This is a genomic window from Lentimicrobiaceae bacterium (assembly GCA_028697555.1).
Taxonomy (GTDB): domain Bacteria; phylum Bacteroidota; class Bacteroidia; order Bacteroidales; family UBA4417; genus UBA4417.
Genome location: JAQVEX010000027.1, coordinates 12,255 through 34,646, shown reverse-complemented (window position 1 = coordinate 34,646; position 22,392 = coordinate 12,255). Strand labels below are relative to the sequence as shown.

Sequence of the window (22,392 nt, the reverse complement as noted above, 5' to 3'; positions counted from 1 at the left end):
AATTGCAGGATCGGATACCAGTAGTGGTGCAGGATTACAAGCCGATTTAAAAACCTTTGAAGAAAGAAACGTTTACGGTATGTCTGTTATTACCGTTGTTGTTGCTATGGATCCGCAAAATTGGGATCACAAGGTTTTTCCAATAGATATAAACATTATTAAAGAGCAAATTAAGACTGCTCTCTACGGAGTTGGAATAGACGGACTAAAAACAGGTATGCTGCCTACCGTTGAAATTATTGAGTTAGTTGGCAAAACCTTAGCCGATATTAAAACTCCTATTATAGTCATTGACCCGGTAATGGTTTGCAAAGGCACAACCGAAGCTTTGTTTCCGGAAAATACAATAGCAATGCAAAAATACTTGCTACCGCATGCAACAGTAGTTACTCCCAATCTTTTTGAAGCAGCTCAATTAGCAAATGTTGAGCCGATTAAAACAATTGAAGATATGGAAATTGCTGCCAAGAAAATACACTCTTTCGGCTGTAAAAACGTTATAGTTAAAGGCGGCAAAGATTTTCACCCAACACTTGCTATTGATACTCTGTACGACGGCAAAGATTTTGTTGTTTTCGAGTCGGAAAAAGTAATGACTCATTACAACCACGGTGCCGGTTGCACGTTTGCGGCTTCTATAACTGCCGAACTTACAAAAGGCAGCACCGTGCCAGAAGCTCTTAAAACAACAAAAGCTTGTATGACAAAAGCTTTGAAAGAATCGTTTGCTCTTAACCAATTTGTTGGAACTGTACATCATCAAAGTTTTAGAAGTTAAATAAAAAACTATAATACTTGTTAGAATACGAACCGAAAATCGTAATAGCATTTGCCGAAACACTCACAGGCAACAAAGATATATTGGAGTGGCTTACCAAAAACGGCTATCCCGAATTGGCTGCTCTAAGTATTTGTATGCGCGGCAATAATGAAGGTTTTGAATGGCTTATGGCTAACGGTTACCCGCATTTAGGAGCTTTCGACAGAGCCGCAGATAACAATGTAGATGCATTGCTTTGGTTAGTCCGCCACGATTATAAGATATATGCCATACTTGCCGAAGCGTGCAACAAAAAACCACAAGCTATCAACTACCTTAGAGAAAACGACCTACAAGCTCTTATGCATGTTGTAAATAATTTTAACATTCATAGAGAATCAATGATATTTAATCCGTATAAAAAACCGTTCTGATTCGGGTTACGGGTTACGGGTTACGGGTTGCGGGTTGCGGGTTGCGGGTTGCGTGTTAGTTCTGAGTTAGGAGTTAGGAGTTACGAGTTTCGAGTATGCTGACACGCTTTACAAAAGCGCGCCAGCTGATTGTTTTTATCAACGCTCGCTCGCTTTTGCAAAGCGAGCGGGTCTTCTCTATTTTCGGCATTTCGCTTCAATAGCCGTGCCTTTAAAGACACGGCTATTGAGAAAAACTCAGAACTCGAAACTATTCTCCATTTTCGGCATTTCGATACACCGATATCTCGCTTCGCTCAATATCGGCACTCAATGACCGAAAATGTCGCACTCATCACCGACCACTCACCACCAATCACCAATCACTCATCACTCCCGAATTCTCGGGACAAGCATTCACTATTCCTCCTTCTCTTCGTTTGCGTTTTTATACAATTTATATCCGCCGTAGGCTCCGGCAAGAGTTAGCAATACTACAATACCGCTACCTATTGGGGCTCCTCCTACGATACCATTCTTTCCTCCGTCAGTGGCTTCAGTAGGTGGTTTTGGTGGCGTTTGTGCCGATAAATAAAATTGTACGCCTAATGTTAGTACAATTACTAGTAAGATTGTTTTTAGTGTTGTTTTCATATCTGATGTTTTTTTGTTTTTAATTGGCTGTTACGGGTTACGAGTTGCGGGTTATCCCGAACCACGCAACACGCAACACGCAACACGCAACACGTACCACGCAACTTATTCTAACGGGTAACAACGACCTTTTTATTCACAGTTTGCGTTGAATTAACCACACTTACCATATAAACACCCGAAACAAATGGTGCTTGAGTTACGAAGGTGTCAGTCAAATAAACCGAATTGCTGCTAACTAACTTACCTTGCATATCGTATATATTGACCATAGTTTTGGTGTTTTGCATGTCGGGTATGGAAATAACAATTTGATTATTGCTATTTACATAAATCATGTTTTCGTCTGCCAAATCGTAGGGTGTGGAATATACGGCGTTTACAAGTTTTAATTCAAAGCGGTTGTCGTTATCTGTGTATGCATGATTGAAAGTGTAAGCAGGATTTTGACGTAGGTTTACTGTTCTGTTTTCTTTTTTGTCAATCAAGTAAGGTGTAATATCGTTTTGTAGACTACTGATATCGGCTACAAATTTTACTTGTGTTGATGCGCTGAGTGTAAAGTTAAGCGGTATATTTGTTTCGTACCTATTTAACGGCAAGGTATTAAGCGTTAGTTTTTCGTTATCGGCGTTGATGCTGCTAAGTTGTGGCGCTTCTTCCGAACCTACCATTTTAACCATATCGCCTTCGTCTGTGCCTAAATTCCATTTATTATCGAAAACAAATAGTATTTCGTCCTGCAACTGATTGCCATTGGCGGCTATACGTAAGGTGTTACGTTGATTACCCGTGCTATAAAAAGGTGTTAATTTGCCTGTTTTATTGCCTACTCTACATTTATTGGTAAGTGACAGTATACCTGCACCTGTGGCTCTAACGAAAAACGCCTGACCTATGGAAATAGTATCGTAATTTGTGGTTGTACCCGTTCCGGCAGGAACGTTATAAGCTCTGTAGTTGCCATTATCCCATACCCAAAAACCTGGTGATAAGCTGGCTGGGAAATTTTCAATTTCTGAAAAATCGATATGCGAAGGATAAGGATTAGGTATGAAGTTAAAACCTTTATCTGCATCCGTTGCTGTGTATGGTATTGTGAATTGGTCGTAATTAAAAGTGCCGTTAAAATTGTATGTTTTATTATCGCCGGGATAGTATATCAAATATCCTTTGGTTACGTCTAAAGCGTTAGTAGTAGATGAACCCATACCTTCCCATTGGTTGAGTGATTCGTTGAAACTGTACAAATATGAGCCCATAAACAGACCGCTTTGCGGATTTGCACTTTGTACTAGCGGAACACTTACACCGTGGTAGCAATTTGCAGTGAGAATTGCATTGCCCGAAATATACCTTTTTATATTTCCGTTTGCTGTAAAATTGTGTAAAAATGTGCCTGTACCCGTATTATCGCTTAAAACATCAAAGCTGGCAGTAGCAGGAGCATTTGGCGGGTATGCTATAGGCATCTTACTAAAAATACTACCGGCAATATTTAAGTTAACATTGGGTTGAATTGTAAATGTTGTATTTCCTAATTCTTTTAGTACTAAATTGTTTACATTATTCAAATTTGAATTTACATCAACAGTGTTATTATTAATAATAAGATTGAATGTAGTATCAATAGCATCGCTTATAGGTAAATCGTAGCTGGCATCTAAGCCGGTATTGGCACCGTGTGTTAAAACTGCACCAAAACCACCTACGTTGCCAAAATAATCCGTTTCCTTAACTACCCATTCGCTATTTTCGGCTGTTGTTCCGAAAGAGCTTTTAGGCATGTAATTACCTTTAGTTACATTAAGCTTGCGTAACAGGGTTTTGTTTTTTGTAGCATCGGCTACACCTGCAACATCCCAAGCTCCGCTAGCAGGATTATCTCCTATTTTTCCAAACAAATCGCAAAGTACACCATCGTAATGAACTGCAATAGCATCGTCACCATTAACAGATTCAAATAAATATGAATATTCGTCATCGCCGTAATCTTTAATACCTGCATTGGCACCGTGATTATATATAACATAAGCATTTCCTGCGGCAAGGTATTGAGTTCCAAAACTCCATTCCCTCCTATAAATGCTATTAGACGGATAAACCAGAACTTTCAATTTAGGCAAATTAATAGCATCACCTGTACCGTTGTATATTTCAATGGCTTTATTATTGCCTGAACCTACTATATATTCGGAAATAAATATTTTAGGCACATCTGCAGGGTCTATAATACTAAATGTCACACTTTCTGCCGAATAATCGCGTAATTCATGCGTTATTCTAATCTTACAGTCGTTGCTTGCGTCTTGCGTAATATTCCAAGTCCAAGCTCGGTTTGCTACCGGAACCGAAGCTACAAGCACTTCCCAAACGGGATTAGCTGCAGATGCATTGCGGGTAAGTTCTATTTTTACGTTACCCGACATAACTTCAGCTATAGCCCACACAATATCATGTGTAGTGCCTTTTACCCATTTATTAAGTTCGCCAATAACTCCGGGAGCTTCAATGAATATATATCTATTTTCAACAGAAAAAATTTCACTCTCCACAGATATTCCACCGGCTGTTAATCTAATTCTGTACGAAGCTACCTGTTGACTGTGCGGAATTGCCCATTCCCAAGAGCCTTTACTTATAGGTACGTTTTCGGCTAAGGTTGTCCATTCTGAGCCGGCTGTTAAATTTTTTAGTTCAATTTTTACACCTTCGGTCATACCTGCATGCGACCATTTAATATTAAAGTACGAGCCTCCTTGCCATTTATCTCCTGTTTTTGGGGAAATAACATTTATAAACGGAGCCGGAGTAACTGCAATTGAAAGGTCGTCGATAGCAAGTAGTGAATTTTTGCCCTTTTTTGGATCGTCGTCAGTCCAGCGTATCCACATATTGGCACCTTGTTCCCAATTATGGTTTGTATAATAATTATTATTACTTATAGGTTTTCTGTAAGTATCCGAATTACCATCTACAGCTACAGTTTGGTAACTATTCTTTACAATTTCATAAAGGTGAAAATTAACAGATTCCCAAGTAGCCAATTTATCGTCAATATCTCTAGCATTGAAACTGACTTCAAAAGCATGAACCTCATCGTAGCTACCGGACATAGGATTCCATCCTACTGTGCTCCATTGTTCGCAAAAACCGGAGAAATCAATATATTTAATACTTGAGCCGGTATTGTTTTTAAATACAGCTCCGATACATGGCTGCCGTGACTGTGATTCGTTTGTTCTTGTTCCCAAAGCTCTATCGGTATCGCCGGATGAACCGGTATTGAATACTTCGCCGGCAACGGCTGGATCACCGTTGGAAATTTGTAACAGAAGATTGCTACTACCACCAGCATGATATATACCAACTCCCTTCCAACCTGTTAGATAATTTGTTCCGGTGGGTCCCATGCCGTCGAAATTTTCATTGTAGGTTGCGTTGTTAACGTCAAATACATGTGCTACTTGTAGGATAGGTGCTACAATATTAAAAATTACGCTCTCTGCTACTTTTGAACCTGCTGTTAACTTAATTTTATAGGTACCCGTTGGGTAGTCGGCAGGAATGTTCCAAGCCCAAAAGCCATTAGTTGGAGTTATGTTTTCTGCTAAGGTATTCCAAGTGCTTGATGCAGTATTTTTAATTTCAATTTTAACACCATCGACAATACTTGCTTGTAGCCATCTAATATGGTAAGTTGAGCCTTGTTCCCATCTAGCCCCTATATCGGGACGAGTAACGTTTAATACTGGGTCTGCCAAAGTGGCTGTAATTGAAAGGTCGTCGATAGCTAATAATGAGTTGTTGGCAAATACTTGGTCGTCAGACCAACGTATCCACACTTTTGTGTTATGTGGCCAGTCTACAATTACAGATGCAGTAATTTGCATCTTGTTGTCAGCCAAGTTACCATTTACTGCGTACGAACCGTTTGTGGTTGTTAACTTTTCTTTAAGGTCAAAACTGCTCACCCTTGACCAGGTGGCACTAGTGTCATTAAGGCAAGTAGCGTCATTGCTGATTTCAAACTTATGAACCTCATCTATGCTACTCATACCACCGGTACGCCATTGCTCGCAATAGCCCGAGAAGTCTAATTTTGAAATAGTTCTGCATGTACTGTTTTTTAATACAGCTCCGAATACCGGAACCGTCATCCCATAAAAGGATACTGACCCCAAAGCTCTATCGTTTTCGCCGGATGTACCAACATTGAACATGCCCCCATTTCCACTTGAGCCGTCAGTAACTTCTATCGGAAGGGTTGTACCTATCATTATTGGATTGTTGCCACCACCTTGAAATCCTAACCAACCTGTAGGATAGTTTGTCCCGCCGGTTCCCATACCGTCGAAATTTTGATTATAGGTCATGTTGTAAAGGTCGAAATTGTGTGCAATCCCTTGCGGAATAGCCTTAACGTCAGGAGTAACCGTAATACAAAGGTCGTCAATAGCCATTAGTGCGTCTAAGCCATCGTCATCGACATCAGTCCAGCGTATCCACATATTACTGCCTGGTTGCCACTGTGCATTTTCGTAGCTTGCACTAATATATTCCCTGTTATCATCCAAGTTACCATCTATACCTTGTGATGCGGTCGAAAGATCATGTCTAATTTCTTTAAGGTCAAAACTGCTTAATTTTATCCAAGTTGCATCAGGATCGTAAAGGTCGTTAGCATTAAAGCTAATTTCAAAATATGTAATTTCATGAACGTAAGAGTAACCTCCGGTACGCCATTGTTCGCAAAAACCCGAGAAATCAATTTTGATAATTTTATAACCCGTATTGTTTTTAAATACAGCTCCAAAAGCCGGAACTATCATTTCATCAGCCCTTGAGCCAAAAGCTCTTTCGGTGAAATTACTATAATAAGGCGGACCAACAAGGTAAACGCCAGAATTATCTGCGCCTTCACCGGTTGTGCAATCCAATGGAATATCTTCGCCTATTTCGTAGTAGTGGTACGTACCACCTGCTTTAATTCCTTTCCAACCTGTTGGATAAATTTCGTAGGGGTAGCTCGGGATAGTAAAATCTTGTGTGTAGGTTAGGTTGTTAAGATCAAACGTGTATGCTAATGTTTGACCATAAGAAACAGTGCTAAATGCCATGCCTACAATAAATGTAGCTAAGAGTACAATTTTTTTCATAGCTTGAATTGATTAATTAATAATTGGTTTTAATACTGTTAGTTTGTCTGAACCAAGGTGTTGCAGAAAAACTATAAGGCACAAAAGTATATTAATTTTATTTCCATGTTAAAAAATTGTTAAAAATTTTTTAACAATTTTTAATTTGTAATTAAAAATTGGTTGCAACTTCGAGCTTTGCGCTGTGGTTGTTAGCTTAGCCGAAATGTTGAAACAAAAAATAGTAGCCGAAATATTGAAGTGTAACTAGAAACACTAAATTCTCAAAATGAGAAATTTTGCAGTAATTGGCTGTTATGGGTTGCGGGGTACGGGGTACGGGGTACGGGTTGCGAGTTACGAGTTGCGGGGTGCGGGGTGCGAGGTGCGAGGTGCGGGTTACGGGTTACGGGTTAGTTAGGAGTTTCGAGTTACGGGTTACGGGTTACGAGTTGCGGGTTAGTTAGGAGTTTCGAGTTGCGAGTTTCGAGTTTGCCGGCACGCTTTACAAAAGCGCGCCAGCAAATTTTTATTATCGACGCTCGCTCGCTTTTGCAAAGCGAGCGGGTGCTAAAGTCTCAAAATGAGACACTTTGGAGTAATGGGCTGTTATGGGTTGCGGGTTACGGGTTACGAGTTGCGGGTTAGTTAGGAGTTTCGAGTTTCGAGTTTCGAGTTTGTAGGCACGCTTTACAAAAGCGCGCCAGCAGATTTTTTTTATTGACGCTCGCTCGCTTTTGCAAAGCGAATATTTAACAATATAGCTGTTGGCTGTTAGCCGTTGGCTTTTGGCTAGTTCTGAGTGAGGAGTTACGAGTTAGGAGTCACGGTACTCGATACTCAGAACTCTCCCGAAACTTCGGGACAGAACTCCTGACTTCCAACCACTCACCACTCATCACCCATCACTCCCGAATTCTCGGGACAAGCCACCACTCACCACTCACCATCCACCACTCCCGAATTCTCGGGACAAGCCACCACCCACCACCATTCTCCAACCACCACCCACCACTATTCACTCATCACCAATTTTCCTCCTCCACTTGCAGTACCGCTTATATTAGGTGGATTGCCTTTTAGGTAAATATCTCCAACGCCTTCAATTACGTATTCAATAGTGTTAGTAGCAGTAACGTAGCAGTTGTTTGCAGCTTTATTAGTAATGTACAAAAATCCTGTATTAAGCTCATAGCATCTAAAAACGCCTAATCCGTCGTTAAAAGCGTAAAGAGCTCCAACTCTGCCTTTTAGGTCGGCATCAATGGCTCCGTTTACCAAAGCTAATTTAAGTTCGTTGACATTAAGGTTAAGTTTAATATAACCCGAACCGCCTGTCCCCAGTATATCAAGATAAGGTTGCATAATAGTACCCGTATTGGTTATAGTGCCTACCGATTTGTATCTCATTTGCGAAATGAAAGGTAAAGTCAGATATGCATTAATTTTTGGCTTGTACGACCTAACCCAATTAAATCTGTTTTTATTGGAAAAAGTAATAGTGCTATCTTTAACGGAAGTTTCAATCCCGGGCAGTAAATTTTCTCCGCCTTCCAATTCCAACTTATATTCGTTGCCAATTGTAATCTCAACGTTTATGTTATCGTTAAAAACCAAAGTGTCAAATGTGCCTTCCAATGGACGCTCAATTCTGACAATTTCGCCCGTACTTTTGGCAAAATCAAACCAATGACTATCGGAACAGGAGCTCAACAAGGCTACAGCGACAAATAATATCAGTATGTAACTTAGTTTTTTCATCTTAATTATGTAATGGTCTCAAAAGTAACAAATTATTATTAAAATTATTGTTGTCCGATAAAGTTAGCTATTGGCTATTAGCTGTTGGCGGATTCGTGTTGCGGGTTGCGTGTTACGTGGTGCGAGTTGCGTGTTAGTTCTAAGTTTGGAGTTACGAGTTACGAGTATTTAAACTCCTGACTCAGAACTCAGAACTCAGAACTTCCAACCACCATTTTCGGCATTTCGATACACCGATATCTCGCTTCGCTCAATATCGGCACTCAATGACCGAAAATGTCGAATCACTCATCACCCATCACCCATCACCCATCACCATTCACCATTCACCATTCACCCACCACCTCTATGCTTCCTTCCATCTCCATAGTAAGTAAACTTATAACCCAAGCCTAAACCTACAAAATCGGCTTTGCCAAAATTGGTTCTAAGCGTTAAATCGGCAAACAAAAAATCATTTATATCGTACTGTAAACCAATTTTAAAATACGATTCCCAAAGAACGACTTTTCCACTAAAATAAAATCCAAATCCGCCGTAGTAATGCAATTTCGACATGCTTAGTTTGTACATCGCACTTCCACCAAGCCTAAGAAGCTGACTCTCACGTTTGTATTCAATGCTATCGTAATCTGCCATGTAGTAATCGGCTCCGTGAGATGTTACATCAAGAGCCACACCAAAACTACTCTTGTACGAAATTCGTTTCATTGTGGTAAAAGCAAAATTGTAAATCATAAATTTTCGGTTGTTGATGTTTTCCATGTCCTTAAAGGCAACGTTGAAGTTTGCATTAAAATCAAAGGATTTAGGTTTTGGAAACTCAAAAATGTACAAGTCGGGCAGTATCTTATACTCTCTGTAATTTTCTTTTCGCTTGAGTCGGTATGCCAACGAAGCATCGATTGTGGGAATATTTATTCCGTAGTTGGGATTTTTGGTAGAACCGTTTGAAAAGTGAGTTAGCGATAGTCCTATTGAAGTTTGTAACCGCGTTGAAACTTCGTAGCGATACTCCAAAATAAAATTGGCTGCCGCATTTATATGCGAGCCAATTGCAATGTACTTGTAATTATCAATACGGTCGTAGCACTTGGTAAGATACGCCAATCCTAATCCTACACGAAAATTTAATGACTCGCGACCGTTGCGAAACAAAGGATAATTGATATATGGAAAAACTGCATGAGAGCTCCCTAAAATATTAGAATTGCCCAAATGCGAATACTGATAACTAAGTCCTAAAAACGGATACAAATAATAAGAATGCCAACGTTTTTTGCCAAAAGTTTCTTTCCCTATATTTACTTCAAACATAGGAAAATGGCTGTTATAAATTTCCATTTCCAAATGGTGATTTATCAAAAAGCCATAGTTAAGTCGAGTTTCGACCAAAACATTTTCCATCCACTTGTTTTTGCTCTGACCGAACAAATAAGAACTCATCAGCAACGCAATTGCCACCAACACAAACGAGATTTTTTTTCTTATAAATTCCATCAGCAAAAATCGTTCGACTTTAAAGTGCTTAATCTGTTTTTTGAAAATAATAACGTAACAATGCCCAAAATGTTGCAAGAATAATTTATTTAACCACCGGATATTCAATTCTGACGTGATAAATACTCATCAATCTGCTTTTAAGTACTTTTTTTACCATATCAATTTCTTGCAAAGTAAGCTCCGAGTTGTCGAACTGCTTGGCATCAATAATTGTTTTAACTACGTTTTCAATAAGTTCTACAATATTCTGTTCAGTAGGCGTTTTCAGAGTCCTTGAAGCAGCCTCAACCGGGTCAACTATCATCAAAATAGAAGTCTCTTTAGTTTGTGGAATAGGACCGTGATACCTGAATATTTTTTCGTCGGGCTCTTTATCGGGATTGGCAATTTTGTATTTATTGTAAAAATACTGAGCACATCTAGTTCCGTGATGCGTTCTGATAAAATCAATGACTTCGTTAGGGATCCTTTGAGCTCTGGCTTTTTCAATACCCTTAATAACGTGCCCTACAATTATTTTTGCACTTTCGGTGTATTCAATATCATCGTGTGGATTGTAACCGCTAGTTTGGTTTTCTATAAAAAACTGTGGGTTGTCGATTTTTCCTATATCGTGGTACAAAGCTCCAACTCTGCCCAACAAAGAATTTGCTCCAATTGCTATACATGCTTCTTCAACCATATTGGAAACCATAAGCGAATGCTGAAAAGTGCCGGGAGCCTTTAGCGACAACTCTCTTAGCAACGGATGGTTTGTGTCGGTAAGCTCAAAATAAGTTATGTTAGTTGTTATTCTGAACAACTTTTCAAACAAAAATAACAGCGGATAAACCAACATAGTCAGCAACGAACTAACAAACAAAATTATATACGAAACGAAATTAATACCCTGCAAAGTTCCTTCTTGTATCAAGTAAAAGCCTGTGTATATCAGCGAATAGCTAATAAAAATTATTAATGATGTAGTAAACAACTGCGACCTTCTTTCTAAACTTACAATGCTAATAATGGCTACAACACCAACAACAAGCTCGGTAAATAAAAACACGATATTATTGGGAACTATAAATGATAAAATTACCATAACAAGAACATGTACGAATATTGCCGTTTTTGAATCAAAAAACAGACGTATCATCAAAGGAACAACCGGTATTGGGACAATTAGCAAGAACTCAGGAGCCAACTTCAACGATAATATCACCATTCCGACTACAAGCAGAATTAAAAACAAAAGCAAGCCTATAGATTTATCGGAATTGAACAATTTATTGTTAAATGTAAACAGATACAAGGCTATTGTGGCAAAAGCTATGCAAACCAATATCAACTGCCCTATTAGAGTGTTGGTGTAATGTTTTTTGTCAATCTGCTGCGATTCGTAGTTCTGTCTGATGGTTTCAAGAGCCAAAAACTTAGTTTGATTGACGATTTCGCCACGAGCAACAACTCTTTCGCCTTTTTGTATAACACCGCGAGTTAATGAAATTCTGCTGATGCTTTGATCGTAATGCAGTTGCGTGTAACTTTGACTAAAATTAATATTGTACGTCAATAATCTTTGAAGAACAGGCAAAAGCCGTTTTGATACCTCCTCGGGCTGATTTTTCAGATTGTTAATAAAATAATTATTCGCCGATGCAATATTATGGAAGTCGTTTTTATTATGTACCTGAACCTTGTTATTGCCTATCATAAGCATAATATTATCGGCATTTTCGGCACTTAGCTTTTCGCTAGCATTTTCGTTCAATAAAATTATACCCTTGTTGTAAACCGAATCTAATAATCTGCTACCTAACGACAAAATTTTTTCTTTATTTTTAGAAAAAAAAGCCGACCTCTTATGGCTTAATTCCGGAGAAGTATCGATGCTGTACAAATAGTTTTTCAATTCTATTTTAACACTATCCTGAATGTAGGTATTTCGAGTATAATAAGGTAAACTTTCTTCCGATACTTTCTGTCTTTCTTTTTCCAATTCGTCTTCGGGTTTAAGAATAGCAATATCGTCTATAGCATAGAAGTCGTCGTATTTCCATGGTTTTCCCAAAAAATAATCGTACTTAAATTTTTGTTGTTTAGGTAACATTATCATAACCAAAACAATAGCTACAACAAATAACAATACCTTTTTAACACCCGAATACGTAATGCCGGAAATAATTTTCTTAAATTTTGTTTTCATTTATTTAACAAATTGACGCCACTAAATTACAAAATATCCGTAATAACATTGTATCAACACGTAAACATATATTTGCTGTTGGTCATTAGCTGTTGGCTGTTAGCTATTGGCTATTGGCGGCGCAGGGTGCGGGAGAGTTACGAGTTAGGAGTTTGCTGACACGCTTTACAAAAGCGCGCCAGCAAATTGGCTGTTGGCTATTGGCGGTACGGGGTGCGGGTTGCGGGGTGCGGGTTATGTTCGAGTTAGGCATTTTCGGTCACTGAGTGCCGAAGGCGTATCGAAGTGCCAAAAATGTCGAAACACTCACCACCCATCACCCACCACTCATCACCAGCCCCGAAACTTCGGGGCTAAAAGCCACATTTTCAGTACTGATAACCTAATAAATAGGCACAAAATATATTTTGTTATGACAAAATTAGGTAATTATTAAAAAAATTGTATTTTTGCCGATTATAAACATTTAAATTTTAATCACAATGACAGACGTAGCAAACAGAATTAAAGCTATTATTGTAGAAAAATTAGGCGTAGAAGAAAGTGAAGTTGTTCCAACAGCTAACTTTGCAACCGATCTAGGTGCAGATTCACTTGACACAGTTGAACTTATCATGGAATTTGAAAAAGAATTCAACATTGCAATTCCTGACGAAGAAGCAGAAAAAATAGTTACTGTGGGAGACGCAATCAATTATTTAGAAAAAAGTCTAAAATAATTCATTAAATTTTATGAATTTAAAACGAGTAGTTGTTACGGGTCTGGGATCGGTAACGCCAATAGGCAATACTGTACAATCGTATTGGGAGTCGTTGGTTAATGGTGTTAGCGGTGCCGGACCTATAACTCATTTTGATGCAAGTAAATTTAAAACTCAATTTGGTTGCGAGGTGAAAGATTTTGATCCTTTGCAATATCTTGATAGAAAAGAGGCTCGCAAGCTCGACTTATATACAATTTACGGCATGGTAGCATCGCAAGAAGCTGTTGATATGTCGAATTTGTTAAACGACAACGTCGATTGCGACCGTGTTGGAGTTATTTGGGCATCCGGAATAGGTGGTATGAATACCATGTACAACGAAGTTGAAGAATTTCTCCAAGGAGACGGCACACCAAGATTTAACCCTCTGATGGTACCGAAAATGATTGCAGATATTGCAGCCGGTCAAATATCTATCAAGTATGGTTTTAGAGGACCTAACTACGCAATCGTATCAGCTTGTGCATCATCGGCACACGCCATGATTGACGCTTTTAATTACATCAGATTAGGTAAAGCTAATGCCTTTGTAACGGGAGGTTCCGAAGCTGCAATCAACATTCCAGGTGTTGGAGGTTTTAATGCAATGCATGCAATCTCTACTCGCAATGATGATCCGAAAACAGCATCTCGTCCGTTTGATAAAGACCGCGACGGTTTTGTGTTAGGAGAAGGCGCCGGTGCATTAATTTTTGAAGAACTCGAACATGCATTAGCTCGTGGAGCCAAAATTTATTGCGAAGTAGCAGGAGCAGGTATGACGGGCGACGCCCATCATATTACTGCACCTCACCCCGAAGGACACGGAGCTATTAAAGGTATGAAACTTGCTCTTGAAGATGCAAACCTTAGCACTACAGATGTCGACCACATTAACACTCACGGAACATCTACACCACTTGGCGATATAGCTGAGATTACAGCTATTTTAAGTGTTTTTGGTGAACATAGTTCCAAGTTAGCCGTTAACTCCACAAAGTCGATGACCGGACACCTACTTGGCGCTGCCGGTGCTATTGAAGCTATTGCATCTATTATGGCTATGCAAAACGGTATAGTTCCTCCTACAATCAACCACTTTACCGATGACCCCGAAATAAACCAAGACGTTAATATTGTTTACAACAAAGCTCTTAAAAAAGACCTCAACGTTGTTTTAAGCAATACTTTCGGCTTTGGCGGTCATAATGCCTCAATTATTTTTAAAAAATTTGTAAAATAATTGTTTCTACATAAATTACGCTTAATCAAGTACAATGCTCATAACAGAAGAATTTTTCTATTTGTTAGGAGCATTTTTGGCTTTTACCCCAAAAATATTAAGCTGTACGATATTGCACTTAGGCATAAGTCAAAATCGATAGACGAGCATAAAAATCATAAAGTTACCAACGAACGCTTAGAATTTTTGGGCGATTCGGTTATTAATTTGATTATTGCCGATTACCTATTTAAGAGATACCCGCTAAAAGACGAAGGTTTTTTGACGGAAATGAGGTCGAGGTTGGTGTGCAGAAACAGACTGAACGAACTTTCAGACGATTTGGGTATTACAATTGCAATAGACACGGTTAGACCCATACCCAACAACTGCTCCATAAAAGGCAATGCTTTAGAAGCTCTTATAGGTGCTATGTATATTGACAAAGGCTATAATTTTACGTACAATATTGTTGTAAAAAAAATCATTCCCAATTATATTGATATTGAAGACGTTGAGCAAACAGATACCAACTATAAAAAGCAAGTTATAAATTTTGCTCAAAAATATAACCTTGATATAGATTTCGTATTATGTCAAACTGATGCCAGTATCGGGTTTGAAGTTGATGTTGTGATTGACGGCAACACCGTTGGTCACGGAAGAGGTAGCTCTATTAAATTAGCCGAACAAGACGCCGCACATAATTCTATCGGCTATATTGAAGAAAAAGAACAGTTGTACAGTTGCTGTGAAAAATCTTAAAAACTTAAAACAAACTCAACGGTGAACTTGTCGAAATGTATAGGCAGGTACCCGTTTAAGTATTTTTCGTAGTTGAGCCTAATTTCACCTAAAAATTGTTTTGGGAAAAGTCCGAGATTAACACCTGCGGTTATTCTTTCGGCATTTATCGTTTTATACAGCTTTGAGCCCATATAGTCGTACCTAATAAGCGGATTTATATATTTGAAAATCTTTGTATTTATAGGAAAGTGATACAAGGAATGAATATAAAACGCATCCTGATGTATTTTAGTTGCTGTAGTATCGTTGTAACTTCTTTCCAAATATTCCATCTCAACTAAAAGCCTCTGCGATTTGTAGCGTAACTCGCCACCAATCATAAACAAATCTTGCTCAAGAATTGTATTCCCTTTGTATAAATTAGCCACGACCCTCAAATTTTTTAATGGCGTAACAAGTAATCGTGTAGAGTAATTTGGTTTAACTATCCACTCCGGATTGTTGCCACCTGTGCCGTTCATAATGCTGCCCCACAATTCTATTGGTATTTTACAATCAAACTTATATGAAGCCGCAAAGCCAATATCTCTCAATCCGTTATTAACATATTTAGCTACAAAAGACCTGTTGGCAAACATGTTTTGCACAGGATCACGCATATAGTCGGAGCCAAATGGTACTTTGCGTTGTCCTAAATATATATCCAAATTGGTTATGGGAGTGAATTTAATGTACGCATCTAACATTTTTATTTTGCCTTCGTCAGATAAATCTACTTCGGCTCTGTACGATAGATGCTCGTTCAAGCTGCCTCTAGTCCCGAAACGTGCATTTCTGACCTCGAAACGCATTTTGTTGTTTTCGGTGTTGATTTCCCATTTGGTTTTCAAACTACCGCTTAACACTGCATCTGGAGGGTCTTCATCTTCTAAGTATTCTTGCGAATATAAATTCGGTACGTTAACAACAAAAATAAATAATAAGGCTGCGATAAGTTTTTTCATAGAATTAAATAGTGTTACGGGTTGCGAGTTGCGGGGTTCGGGTTAGTTCTGATTCGGGAGTTTTGAGTCTCGAAATTCCGGACTCGTAGCTCGGAACTTCCAACTTATGTCTTTTAATACGGTATTTTCGTTTCATAAAATTATTTTTTGCTAAACAAGTTTGGAAATTCTGAAAGGAAAGAATACCTCTTGTAATTATAGTCTATTTTACAAGAAAAAGTATCAATGCCGTTGGTAATAACGAAATAGTCGGCAGAAAGAGCAAGATTATATCTTGCTGCTTGGTCGAAGGTGTCTTCGGTAATTTCAATATCGGGTGCTTTGCATTCGGCGAGTAGCAAGGCTTTGGCGTTTCGGTTAAAAACAACAACATCGAAACGCTTATGCAAGTTGCCAACTTTTATTTGTTTCTCAACACCTATAAGGCTTTGCGGATAATTACAATTGAAAATAAAATAGTGTACCAAATGCTGTCTGACCCATTCTTCTGGGGTTAGCCTTACGTTTTTTTTCCTAATTATATCATAGATATAATCGCCTTTTGCATCGCTAGTGATTGTAAAATCGTACTCAGGAAAATTAAGTTCTTGCATTTTTAAATTTTATATTTAATTTATTAAAATAATAATGTATTATCTTTGCACTTAAGCCGACTAAACTATAATTACGAACTACAAAAATAATAATTATCATGGATACAAAAGAAAAAATTGTAGAAAACTGGCTTCCAAGGTACACTGGAACCAGCGTTGAAGAGTTTGGCGAGTATGTTTTGTTAGTAAATTTTTCCGACTATTTACACACCTTTGCCGATATTAACTCAGTAGAAATAAAAGGGCTTGATAAGAGCATGCCAAGTGCCACAAAAGACAATATAACAATGGTTAACTTTGGTATGGGTAGTGCCAATGCTGCAACTATTATGGATTTGCTTAGTGCTGCAAAACCTAAAGCCGTGCTGTTTTTGGGTAAATGCGGAGGAATAAAACATATAAACGAGTTGGGCGATTTAATACTGCCTATAGCTGCTATCAGAGGCGATGGAACTTCAGACGATTATTTTCCGCCCGAAATTCCGGCTTTGCCTGCATTTAATTTGCAGAAAGCTATTTCTACTACCATTCGCGATTTCGGACAAGACTACTACACCGGAACCGTATATACCACAAACCGCCGCGTTTGGGAACACGACGAAGATTTTAAACAATATTTAATCGCCACAAGAGCTATGGGCGTTGATATGGAAACTGCTACAATTTTTATTGTGGGATTTGCAAATTACATACCTACAGGTGCTTTGCTTTTGGTTACAGACCAACCTATGATTTCCAGCGGTGTTAAAACCGAAGAAAGCGATAAATTTGTTACACAAAAATACATGGAACTACATGTTTCGCTTGGCATAGAGTCGTTAAAGCAGCTAATAGAAAAACGTATAACCGTTAAGCACCTCAAGTTTTAATTATGAAATACACCGTCGACTCAATAAAAAAAAATATAGATAAAAGAATTTTTTCGCCATTGTATTTGATATACGGCGACGAACCTTTTTTTATTGATGAAGTTTCGGAACACATGATTAAAAACATTTTAACCGAAGACGAAAAAGATTTTAACCAACATATATTTTACGGTAAAGACAGCAACATTATTGAGATTATAGGCACTTGCAAACAATTCCCAATGATGGGAGATAAGCAATTTGTTATCCTGAAAGAAGGTCAAGACATTGACCTGAAAAAAGACGAAAATATTAAACATCTGATCGCCTATACCGAAAATCCACAACAGTCGACAATATTTGCAATGTGCTTTAAATACAAAAAGCCTCCTGCTAAGATTGTCAAAATTTTTGAAAACAACGAAAATGCTGTTTGTTGCGAAGTTAAAAAAATGTACGACAATCAAATTCCACAATGGCTTAACGATAGGGTTGCTCAAAAAGGTTATAAAATCAATAATAAAGCCGTAAATTTGATTGTGGAATTTGTTGGCAACGACCTTGAAAAAATTGAAAACGAGATAGATAAACTCATTATTAATGTTGATAGCAAAGAAACTATTAACGAAAAGCATATAGAAAAATATATAGGAATTAGCAAAGACTTTAACGTTTTTGAACTCATCAGCGCTATTTCGCTTAAAAATGTTTATAAAGCCAATCTGATTGCTATACACTTCGATAAAAATCCGAACGAAAATCCTATTTTTAAAACTCTGCCAATGCTTTTTTCACATTTTAATAAATTGCTTTTGGCTCACTCGCTTCCAAACAAGTCGGAAAAGGAAATTGTAAGCAAGTTTAAACTAAACTACTACAATAAAAATGAGTTTTTTGTTGCAATGAGAAACTATCCGCTAAAAAAGACCATTCGTATAATAAGCTATATTCGCGAATGCACAACAAAAGCTCTTGGAGTTGAAAACAATACAGCAACACATGGCGAACTTTTAAAAGAACTTATTTTTAAAATATTGCATTAATAGTTGCTACGCTCAGGTTAAAGAAAGCAAAGAATAAGCATTAGTATTTCATTGATGTGAGGTAGCTGTTGGCTATTGGCAATTAGCAATGAACAATGAGCAATGAGCAATGAGCAATGAGCAATAAACAATAAGTCTCGAAGTTTTGGGGCTAATTGACAAAAGCCACCCATCACCCATCACTCCCGAATACTCGGGACAAGCCATCACTCATCACTCATCACTCATCACTCCCGAATACTCGGGACAAGCCATCACTCATCACTCATCACCCATCACTGACCACAAAAAGGCTAACGGCTAATAGCAAAGAGCCAAAGGCAATTAATTGTTCCAAAATAAAACTTACTTACATAACAATAACTTGCTCGCTTGAAACCAAATTGCCTTTATGCAACAGTGAAACTATATACACTCCTTCACTAAAACAACTAACATCGAGTACTGAACTGTTGGTGTGCGCCGGAATTTCTACCAACAAGTTTCCTTTTATATCGCTTAATTGTATTACATCAACATTTGAATAATCCCACTGTATGTTAAGCAACGAGCTTGCCGGATTTGGGAACACGTGAAAATTATAATCGGCGTATAGACTTTCAATATCAGTGCCATCGTAAATTTCGCATTCAACAAATGTACCCGGCTCTATGTGCCCTTGCGGTATAAGTTCACGACCTTCAAATCCTTCAAAATCAGGAGCGTATCTTTCTACTTTAAAAACAAGATTTAATTGAGGTTGGACGTACTGAGGCGTAACACCATTCATGCCTACGGGATTTATATACTGCCAAACGATATTACCTTCGTAATCGACTTCAAAAAGCCTTCCCGACCTGCCTTCGCAAATAAGAGTATTATTGTTTGGAAGTCGGCTTGCTCCGGAAATATTATATGAATAAAAATCGGTTGGATTTTCAGCTATATAAGTCCAATGCACATCTGCAGGAGCGTAAGCTGCATTCTCGAATAAATAATTGCCGTCGTCCAACAAAGGTGGGTTTATAACATCAACAGAAGAATAATCAATACCGTAAGGTGTGCCTGCTCTATTGTTGTATATTGAAATCATACCTTCATCCATTTGTCCCTTTGGAATCCAATTGGCATCATGTTGCAAAAATAGTTTCTGGTCACTTACAGTGCCTCTTTTATACGTTCTGGGATTTCCCCAACGATAAAGCAAGTCGCCACCCTTTCCACAATTACCGCCTGAGCTTGAAGCTGCTTCTTCAGTTGTTGTTGAGTGGTCTATTATCCATATTTCGCCAAATTGATGCACGCTGACAAGTATTTGGTCTAACTCGGCATTGTAATCTACACTGTTAGCATGAAGCCAATCTACAGAGTTTTCAGTCTCGCCTATAAAGTTAATATCTATTCGTTGCGGATTATCTGCAACGACGCCGTAATTAGCTATGTTGGGGTTAACATCTTGAATTAAATGATCCCATACCCTCCATTCCCAAACTATTGTACCTGTTCCGTTTTCGTAGTCGGGTTGCACTTCTACAATTTTTTCAGACCAAACTTCTCTCACTGTGGTGACTCTGCCCACCTGAGATGCCTCTTCAGGAGTATGGTACTCCCACACAATAAGTAAAAAGTTACCATTAGGCAAACATTCAATATCGTGGTGGCGACAATTAGTGTCGTTGGAAATAGCGTATTCCCAAATTCTTTCGCCCTCCCAATTAAAAACTTCCATCGCTCCACTCGATCTGCCGTGGAAAACAGCGTTTTCCGTCGCCTTGCACCTAACCAAATTGCCTTCGGGAGTTAAATACGATGCTAAACCCGGTGTTGCATCCGATTCCCACTTGTTTACAACTTCGCCGCAATTATCTATTAGGTAAGTTGTAGTTCCGGTTAGAGGCGAGAAAAGGGTATAACCGTTAAATGCCTCAGGAGTATTAAAAAATATTCCTACGGTTTGCTGCTGCGACATGGCTGTTAATGTAGCAATCGTAGCAATAAATGCTAAAATCAACTTTATTTTTTTCATGAGTAAATTATTTAAAATACGTTTTTTTGTACTTTTATATCATAGTTGCCCTTAAGTTCTAGATTTAATAAGATACATGTTTTACAGATTCAGCTTACTTAACAACAAACTGCTTACTCGATACCAAATAGCCCTTATTCAGTAAGGAAGCTATGTACACCCCTTCGCTGAAACAACTAACGTCAATTGTTGTACCGTTGGTAAATACAGGGGTTTGTGTTAATAAATTTCCTTTTATATCGGTAATTTGTATTTTATCAATATTTGTATAATCCCACTGGACGTTGAGTAACGAACTTGCCGGATTTGGAAATACGTAAAAATTGCCGTCGGTGTATAATTTCTCAACATTAGCACCGCTGTATATTTCGCATTCTGTTGTTGTACCCGGCTCTATATGCCCTTGTGGTGTAAGTTGGCGTCCTATAAACCCTTCAAAATTTGGAGCGTATCTTACAGATTTAAAAATATAGTTCATTTGAGGTTGCGCATATTGAGGTATAATGCCATTATTATCTATGGGAGTTACGTATTCCCAAACTATATTGCCGTCGTAATCAATCTCGAAAAGTTTTCCCGACGTGCCTTCGCTTATAAGAGTATTGTTATTGGGAAGTCGACTTGCTCCGGAAAAAAGCACAGAGTATAAATCGCTTGGATTTTGCGCTGTATAAGTCCAATGAAAATCGGCTGGAGCGTAAGCTGCGTTCTTATACAAATAATTACCATCTTCTAACAATGGTGAGTCAATAACATCAATGGAAGAATATTCAAGACCGTAAGGTATGCCAGCTTGATTGTTATAAACTATAATCATACCTTCATCCATCTGCCCCTTAGGTATCCAATTAGCATCATGCTGCATAAACAGTTTTTGGTCGCTTTCGGTACCACTCTTGTATGCCAATGGATTTCCCCAACGATAAAGCAAATCGCCACCTTTTCCGCAATTACCACCTAAACTAGTAGCTGCTTCTTCAGTTGTTGTTGAGTGGTCTATTATCCATATTTCACTAAAATTATGTACGCTAACGATTATTTGGTCTAACTCAGCATTATAATCTATACCATTGAAATGAAGCCAATCAACAGAGGTTTCTTTCTCGCCCAAATAGTTAATGTCTATACGCTGCGGATTGTCTGCAATAACACCGTAGTTATCAAGGTTAGGGTCAACATCTTGAATTAAGTGATCCCATGCCTTCCATTCCCAAACTATTGTGCCGGTTCCGTTTTCGTAGTCAGGTTGTATTTCTACAATATTTTCCGACCAAACCTCGCTTTGGGCATTAACCCTGCCTGCCTGAATAACTTCTTCTACACTGCGGTACTCCCACACAGTAGCCAAAATGTTCCCGTTGGGTAAGCATTCTATATCGTGATGCTGACAATAATAACCATCTGAGATAGTGTATTCAAAAATTCGTTCTCCTTCCCAACTAATAGTTTCTATTATTCCACCTGATATCCCATTAAGAAAAACTGTATTGTCCGACGCCTTTCCTCTAACCAAATTGCCGTCGGTTGTTATATATGCAGCTAAACCTGGGAGCCGATCCGATTCCCACTTGTGCACTACTTCTCCACAATTATCTATCAAGTAAGTTGTAGAGTCAAATAAAGGCGCTAAAAGAGTATAACCATTGGACGCCTCGGGAGTATTAAAAAATATTCCTACGGTTTGTTGTTGCGACATAGCCGTTTGCGCAGCAAACGCAACTAAAAATACTAAAATTAACTTTGTTGTTTTCATGACTAAATTATTTATAA

Annotated in this window: 18 protein-coding genes; 8 read left to right on the top strand and 10 right to left on the bottom strand. The window is 38.4% G+C overall.

The window, feature by feature from the left end; translation table 11 throughout:
• Positions 1–778 (top strand): bifunctional hydroxymethylpyrimidine kinase/phosphomethylpyrimidine kinase (thiD, locus tag PHP31_05780; GenBank protein MDD3738786.1); only part of this gene is annotated, 778 nt, incomplete at its 5' end.
• A gap of 17 nt (positions 779–795) precedes the next feature.
• A complete protein-coding gene (locus PHP31_05775) occupies positions 796–1,194 on the top strand; it encodes a hypothetical protein (protein MDD3738785.1) in 399 nt (132 codons plus the stop codon).
• A gap of 399 nt (positions 1,195–1,593) precedes the next feature.
• Here the strand turns inward: PHP31_05775 and PHP31_05770 are convergent, their stop codons facing one another.
• The 5 genes from PHP31_05770 to PHP31_05750 form a co-directional block, all read right to left on the bottom strand.
• The gene (locus PHP31_05770; GenBank protein MDD3738784.1) at positions 1,594–1,827 is read right to left on the bottom strand and encodes a hypothetical protein; all 234 of its coding nucleotides are present in this window, start codon (positions 1,825–1,827) and stop codon (positions 1,594–1,596) included.
• Between the two features lie 110 nt (positions 1,828–1,937).
• Positions 1,938–6,986, bottom strand: a complete 5,049-nt coding sequence (locus PHP31_05765) for a T9SS type A sorting domain-containing protein (protein ID MDD3738783.1) — start codon at positions 6,984–6,986, stop codon at positions 1,938–1,940.
• A gap of 993 nt (positions 6,987–7,979) precedes the next feature.
• Positions 7,980–8,726: a DUF2807 domain-containing protein gene (locus PHP31_05760; protein ID MDD3738782.1), complete on the bottom strand. Its 747-nt coding sequence runs from the start codon at positions 8,724–8,726 to the stop codon at positions 7,980–7,982.
• A 333-nt stretch (positions 8,727–9,059) separates the two neighbouring features.
• Positions 9,060–10,226, bottom strand: a complete 1,167-nt coding sequence (locus tag PHP31_05755; protein MDD3738781.1) for an acyloxyacyl hydrolase — start codon at positions 10,224–10,226, stop codon at positions 9,060–9,062.
• A gap of 85 nt (positions 10,227–10,311) precedes the next feature.
• Positions 10,312–12,417, bottom strand: a complete 2,106-nt coding sequence (locus PHP31_05750; protein ID MDD3738780.1) for an HDIG domain-containing protein — start codon at positions 12,415–12,417, stop codon at positions 10,312–10,314.
• Positions 12,418–12,899: 482 nt separating this feature from the next.
• Here PHP31_05750 and PHP31_05745 point away from each other — a divergent pair, with 482 nt between their 5' ends.
• From PHP31_05745 to PHP31_05735, 3 genes are read left to right on the top strand one after another with little or no spacing between them, the layout of a single operon-like run.
• Complete coding sequence (locus PHP31_05745; GenBank protein MDD3738779.1) at positions 12,900–13,136, top strand: acyl carrier protein; 237 nt, start codon at positions 12,900–12,902, stop codon at positions 13,134–13,136.
• 13 nt (positions 13,137–13,149) lie between these two features.
• On the top strand, positions 13,150–14,403 hold the full coding sequence (fabF, locus tag PHP31_05740; GenBank protein MDD3738778.1) for a beta-ketoacyl-ACP synthase II: 1,254 nt from the start codon (positions 13,150–13,152) through the stop codon (positions 14,401–14,403).
• Positions 14,404–15,147: a ribonuclease III domain-containing protein gene (locus PHP31_05735; protein MDD3738777.1), complete on the top strand. Its 744-nt coding sequence runs from the start codon at positions 14,404–14,406 to the stop codon at positions 15,145–15,147.
• Here PHP31_05735 and PHP31_05730 read toward each other — a convergent pair.
• Genes PHP31_05730 through PHP31_05720 form a run of 3 tightly spaced genes read right to left on the bottom strand, consistent with a single transcriptional unit; the run spans position 15,144 to position 16,726 of the window.
• Positions 15,144–16,133: a porin gene (locus PHP31_05730; GenBank protein ID MDD3738776.1), complete on the bottom strand. Its 990-nt coding sequence runs from the start codon at positions 16,131–16,133 to the stop codon at positions 15,144–15,146. The two genes, PHP31_05735 and PHP31_05730, sit on opposite strands and share 4 nt — an antisense overlap.
• A 4-nt stretch (positions 16,134–16,137) precedes the next feature.
• Positions 16,138–16,269, bottom strand: coding sequence for a hypothetical protein (locus tag PHP31_05725; GenBank protein MDD3738775.1), 132 nt, complete (start codon positions 16,267–16,269; stop codon positions 16,138–16,140).
• 4 nt (positions 16,270–16,273) lie between these two features.
• Positions 16,274–16,726: a type I restriction enzyme HsdR N-terminal domain-containing protein gene (locus tag PHP31_05720; protein ID MDD3738774.1), complete on the bottom strand. Its 453-nt coding sequence runs from the start codon at positions 16,724–16,726 to the stop codon at positions 16,274–16,276.
• A 98-nt stretch (positions 16,727–16,824) separates the two neighbouring features.
• Between PHP31_05720 and PHP31_05715 the strand changes: the two genes are divergently transcribed.
• The 3 genes from PHP31_05715 (at position 16,825) to PHP31_05705 (ending at position 18,921) form a co-directional block, all read left to right on the top strand.
• A complete protein-coding gene (locus PHP31_05715; GenBank protein MDD3738773.1) occupies positions 16,825–17,595 on the top strand; it encodes an AMP nucleosidase in 771 nt (256 codons plus the stop codon).
• A 2-nt stretch (positions 17,596–17,597) separates the two neighbouring features.
• The gene (holA, locus tag PHP31_05710) at positions 17,598–18,617 is read left to right on the top strand and encodes a DNA polymerase III subunit delta (GenBank protein MDD3738772.1); all 1,020 of its coding nucleotides are present in this window, start codon (positions 17,598–17,600) and stop codon (positions 18,615–18,617) included.
• Between the two features lie 145 nt (positions 18,618–18,762).
• Positions 18,763–18,921, top strand: coding sequence for a hypothetical protein (locus PHP31_05705; protein ID MDD3738771.1), 159 nt, complete (start codon positions 18,763–18,765; stop codon positions 18,919–18,921).
• Positions 18,922–18,966: 45 nt separating this feature from the next.
• Here PHP31_05705 and PHP31_05700 read toward each other — a convergent pair whose 3' ends face one another.
• Together PHP31_05700 and PHP31_05695 are read right to left on the bottom strand one after the other, a co-directional pair.
• The gene (locus PHP31_05700) at positions 18,967–20,622 is read right to left on the bottom strand and encodes an aryl-sulfate sulfotransferase (GenBank protein ID MDD3738770.1); all 1,656 of its coding nucleotides are present in this window, start codon (positions 20,620–20,622) and stop codon (positions 18,967–18,969) included.
• Between the two features lie 94 nt (positions 20,623–20,716).
• The gene (locus PHP31_05695) at positions 20,717–22,375 is read right to left on the bottom strand and encodes an aryl-sulfate sulfotransferase (protein ID MDD3738769.1); all 1,659 of its coding nucleotides are present in this window, start codon (positions 22,373–22,375) and stop codon (positions 20,717–20,719) included.
• Between the last annotated feature and the right edge of the window lie 17 nt (positions 22,376–22,392).

What these genes read in the sequence shown, in the direction of transcription:
- PHP31_05715 (MDD3738773.1), top strand. Translation starts at nt 16,825, where the DNA reads ATGGATACAAAAGAAAAAATTGTAGAAAACTGGCTTCCAAGGTACACT.
- holA (MDD3738772.1), top strand. Translation starts at nt 17,598, where the DNA reads ATGAAATACACCGTCGACTCAATAAAAAAAAATATAGATAAAAGAATT.
- PHP31_05770 (MDD3738784.1), bottom strand. Translation starts at nt 1,827, where the DNA reads ATGAAAACAACACTAAAAACAATCTTACTAGTAATTGTACTAACATTA.
- PHP31_05745 (MDD3738779.1), top strand. Translation starts at nt 12,900, where the DNA reads ATGACAGACGTAGCAAACAGAATTAAAGCTATTATTGTAGAAAAATTA.
- PHP31_05760 (MDD3738782.1), bottom strand. Translation starts at nt 8,726, where the DNA reads ATGAAAAAACTAAGTTACATACTGATATTATTTGTCGCTGTAGCCTTG.
- PHP31_05720 (MDD3738774.1), bottom strand. Translation starts at nt 16,726, where the DNA reads ATGCAAGAACTTAATTTTCCTGAGTACGATTTTACAATCACTAGCGAT.
- PHP31_05725 (MDD3738775.1), bottom strand. Translation starts at nt 16,269, where the DNA reads ATGAAACGAAAATACCGTATTAAAAGACATAAGTTGGAAGTTCCGAGC.
- PHP31_05695 (MDD3738769.1), bottom strand. Translation starts at nt 22,375, where the DNA reads ATGAAAACAACAAAGTTAATTTTAGTATTTTTAGTTGCGTTTGCTGCG.
- PHP31_05755 (MDD3738781.1), bottom strand. Translation starts at nt 10,226, where the DNA reads ATGGAATTTATAAGAAAAAAAATCTCGTTTGTGTTGGTGGCAATTGCG.
- PHP31_05700 (MDD3738770.1), bottom strand. Translation starts at nt 20,622, where the DNA reads ATGAAAAAAATAAAGTTGATTTTAGCATTTATTGCTACGATTGCTACA.
- PHP31_05750 (MDD3738780.1), bottom strand. Translation starts at nt 12,417, where the DNA reads ATGAAAACAAAATTTAAGAAAATTATTTCCGGCATTACGTATTCGGGT.
- fabF (MDD3738778.1), top strand. Translation starts at nt 13,150, where the DNA reads ATGAATTTAAAACGAGTAGTTGTTACGGGTCTGGGATCGGTAACGCCA.
- PHP31_05730 (MDD3738776.1), bottom strand. Translation starts at nt 16,133, where the DNA reads ATGAAAAAACTTATCGCAGCCTTATTATTTATTTTTGTTGTTAACGTA.
- PHP31_05765 (MDD3738783.1), bottom strand. Translation starts at nt 6,986, where the DNA reads ATGAAAAAAATTGTACTCTTAGCTACATTTATTGTAGGCATGGCATTT.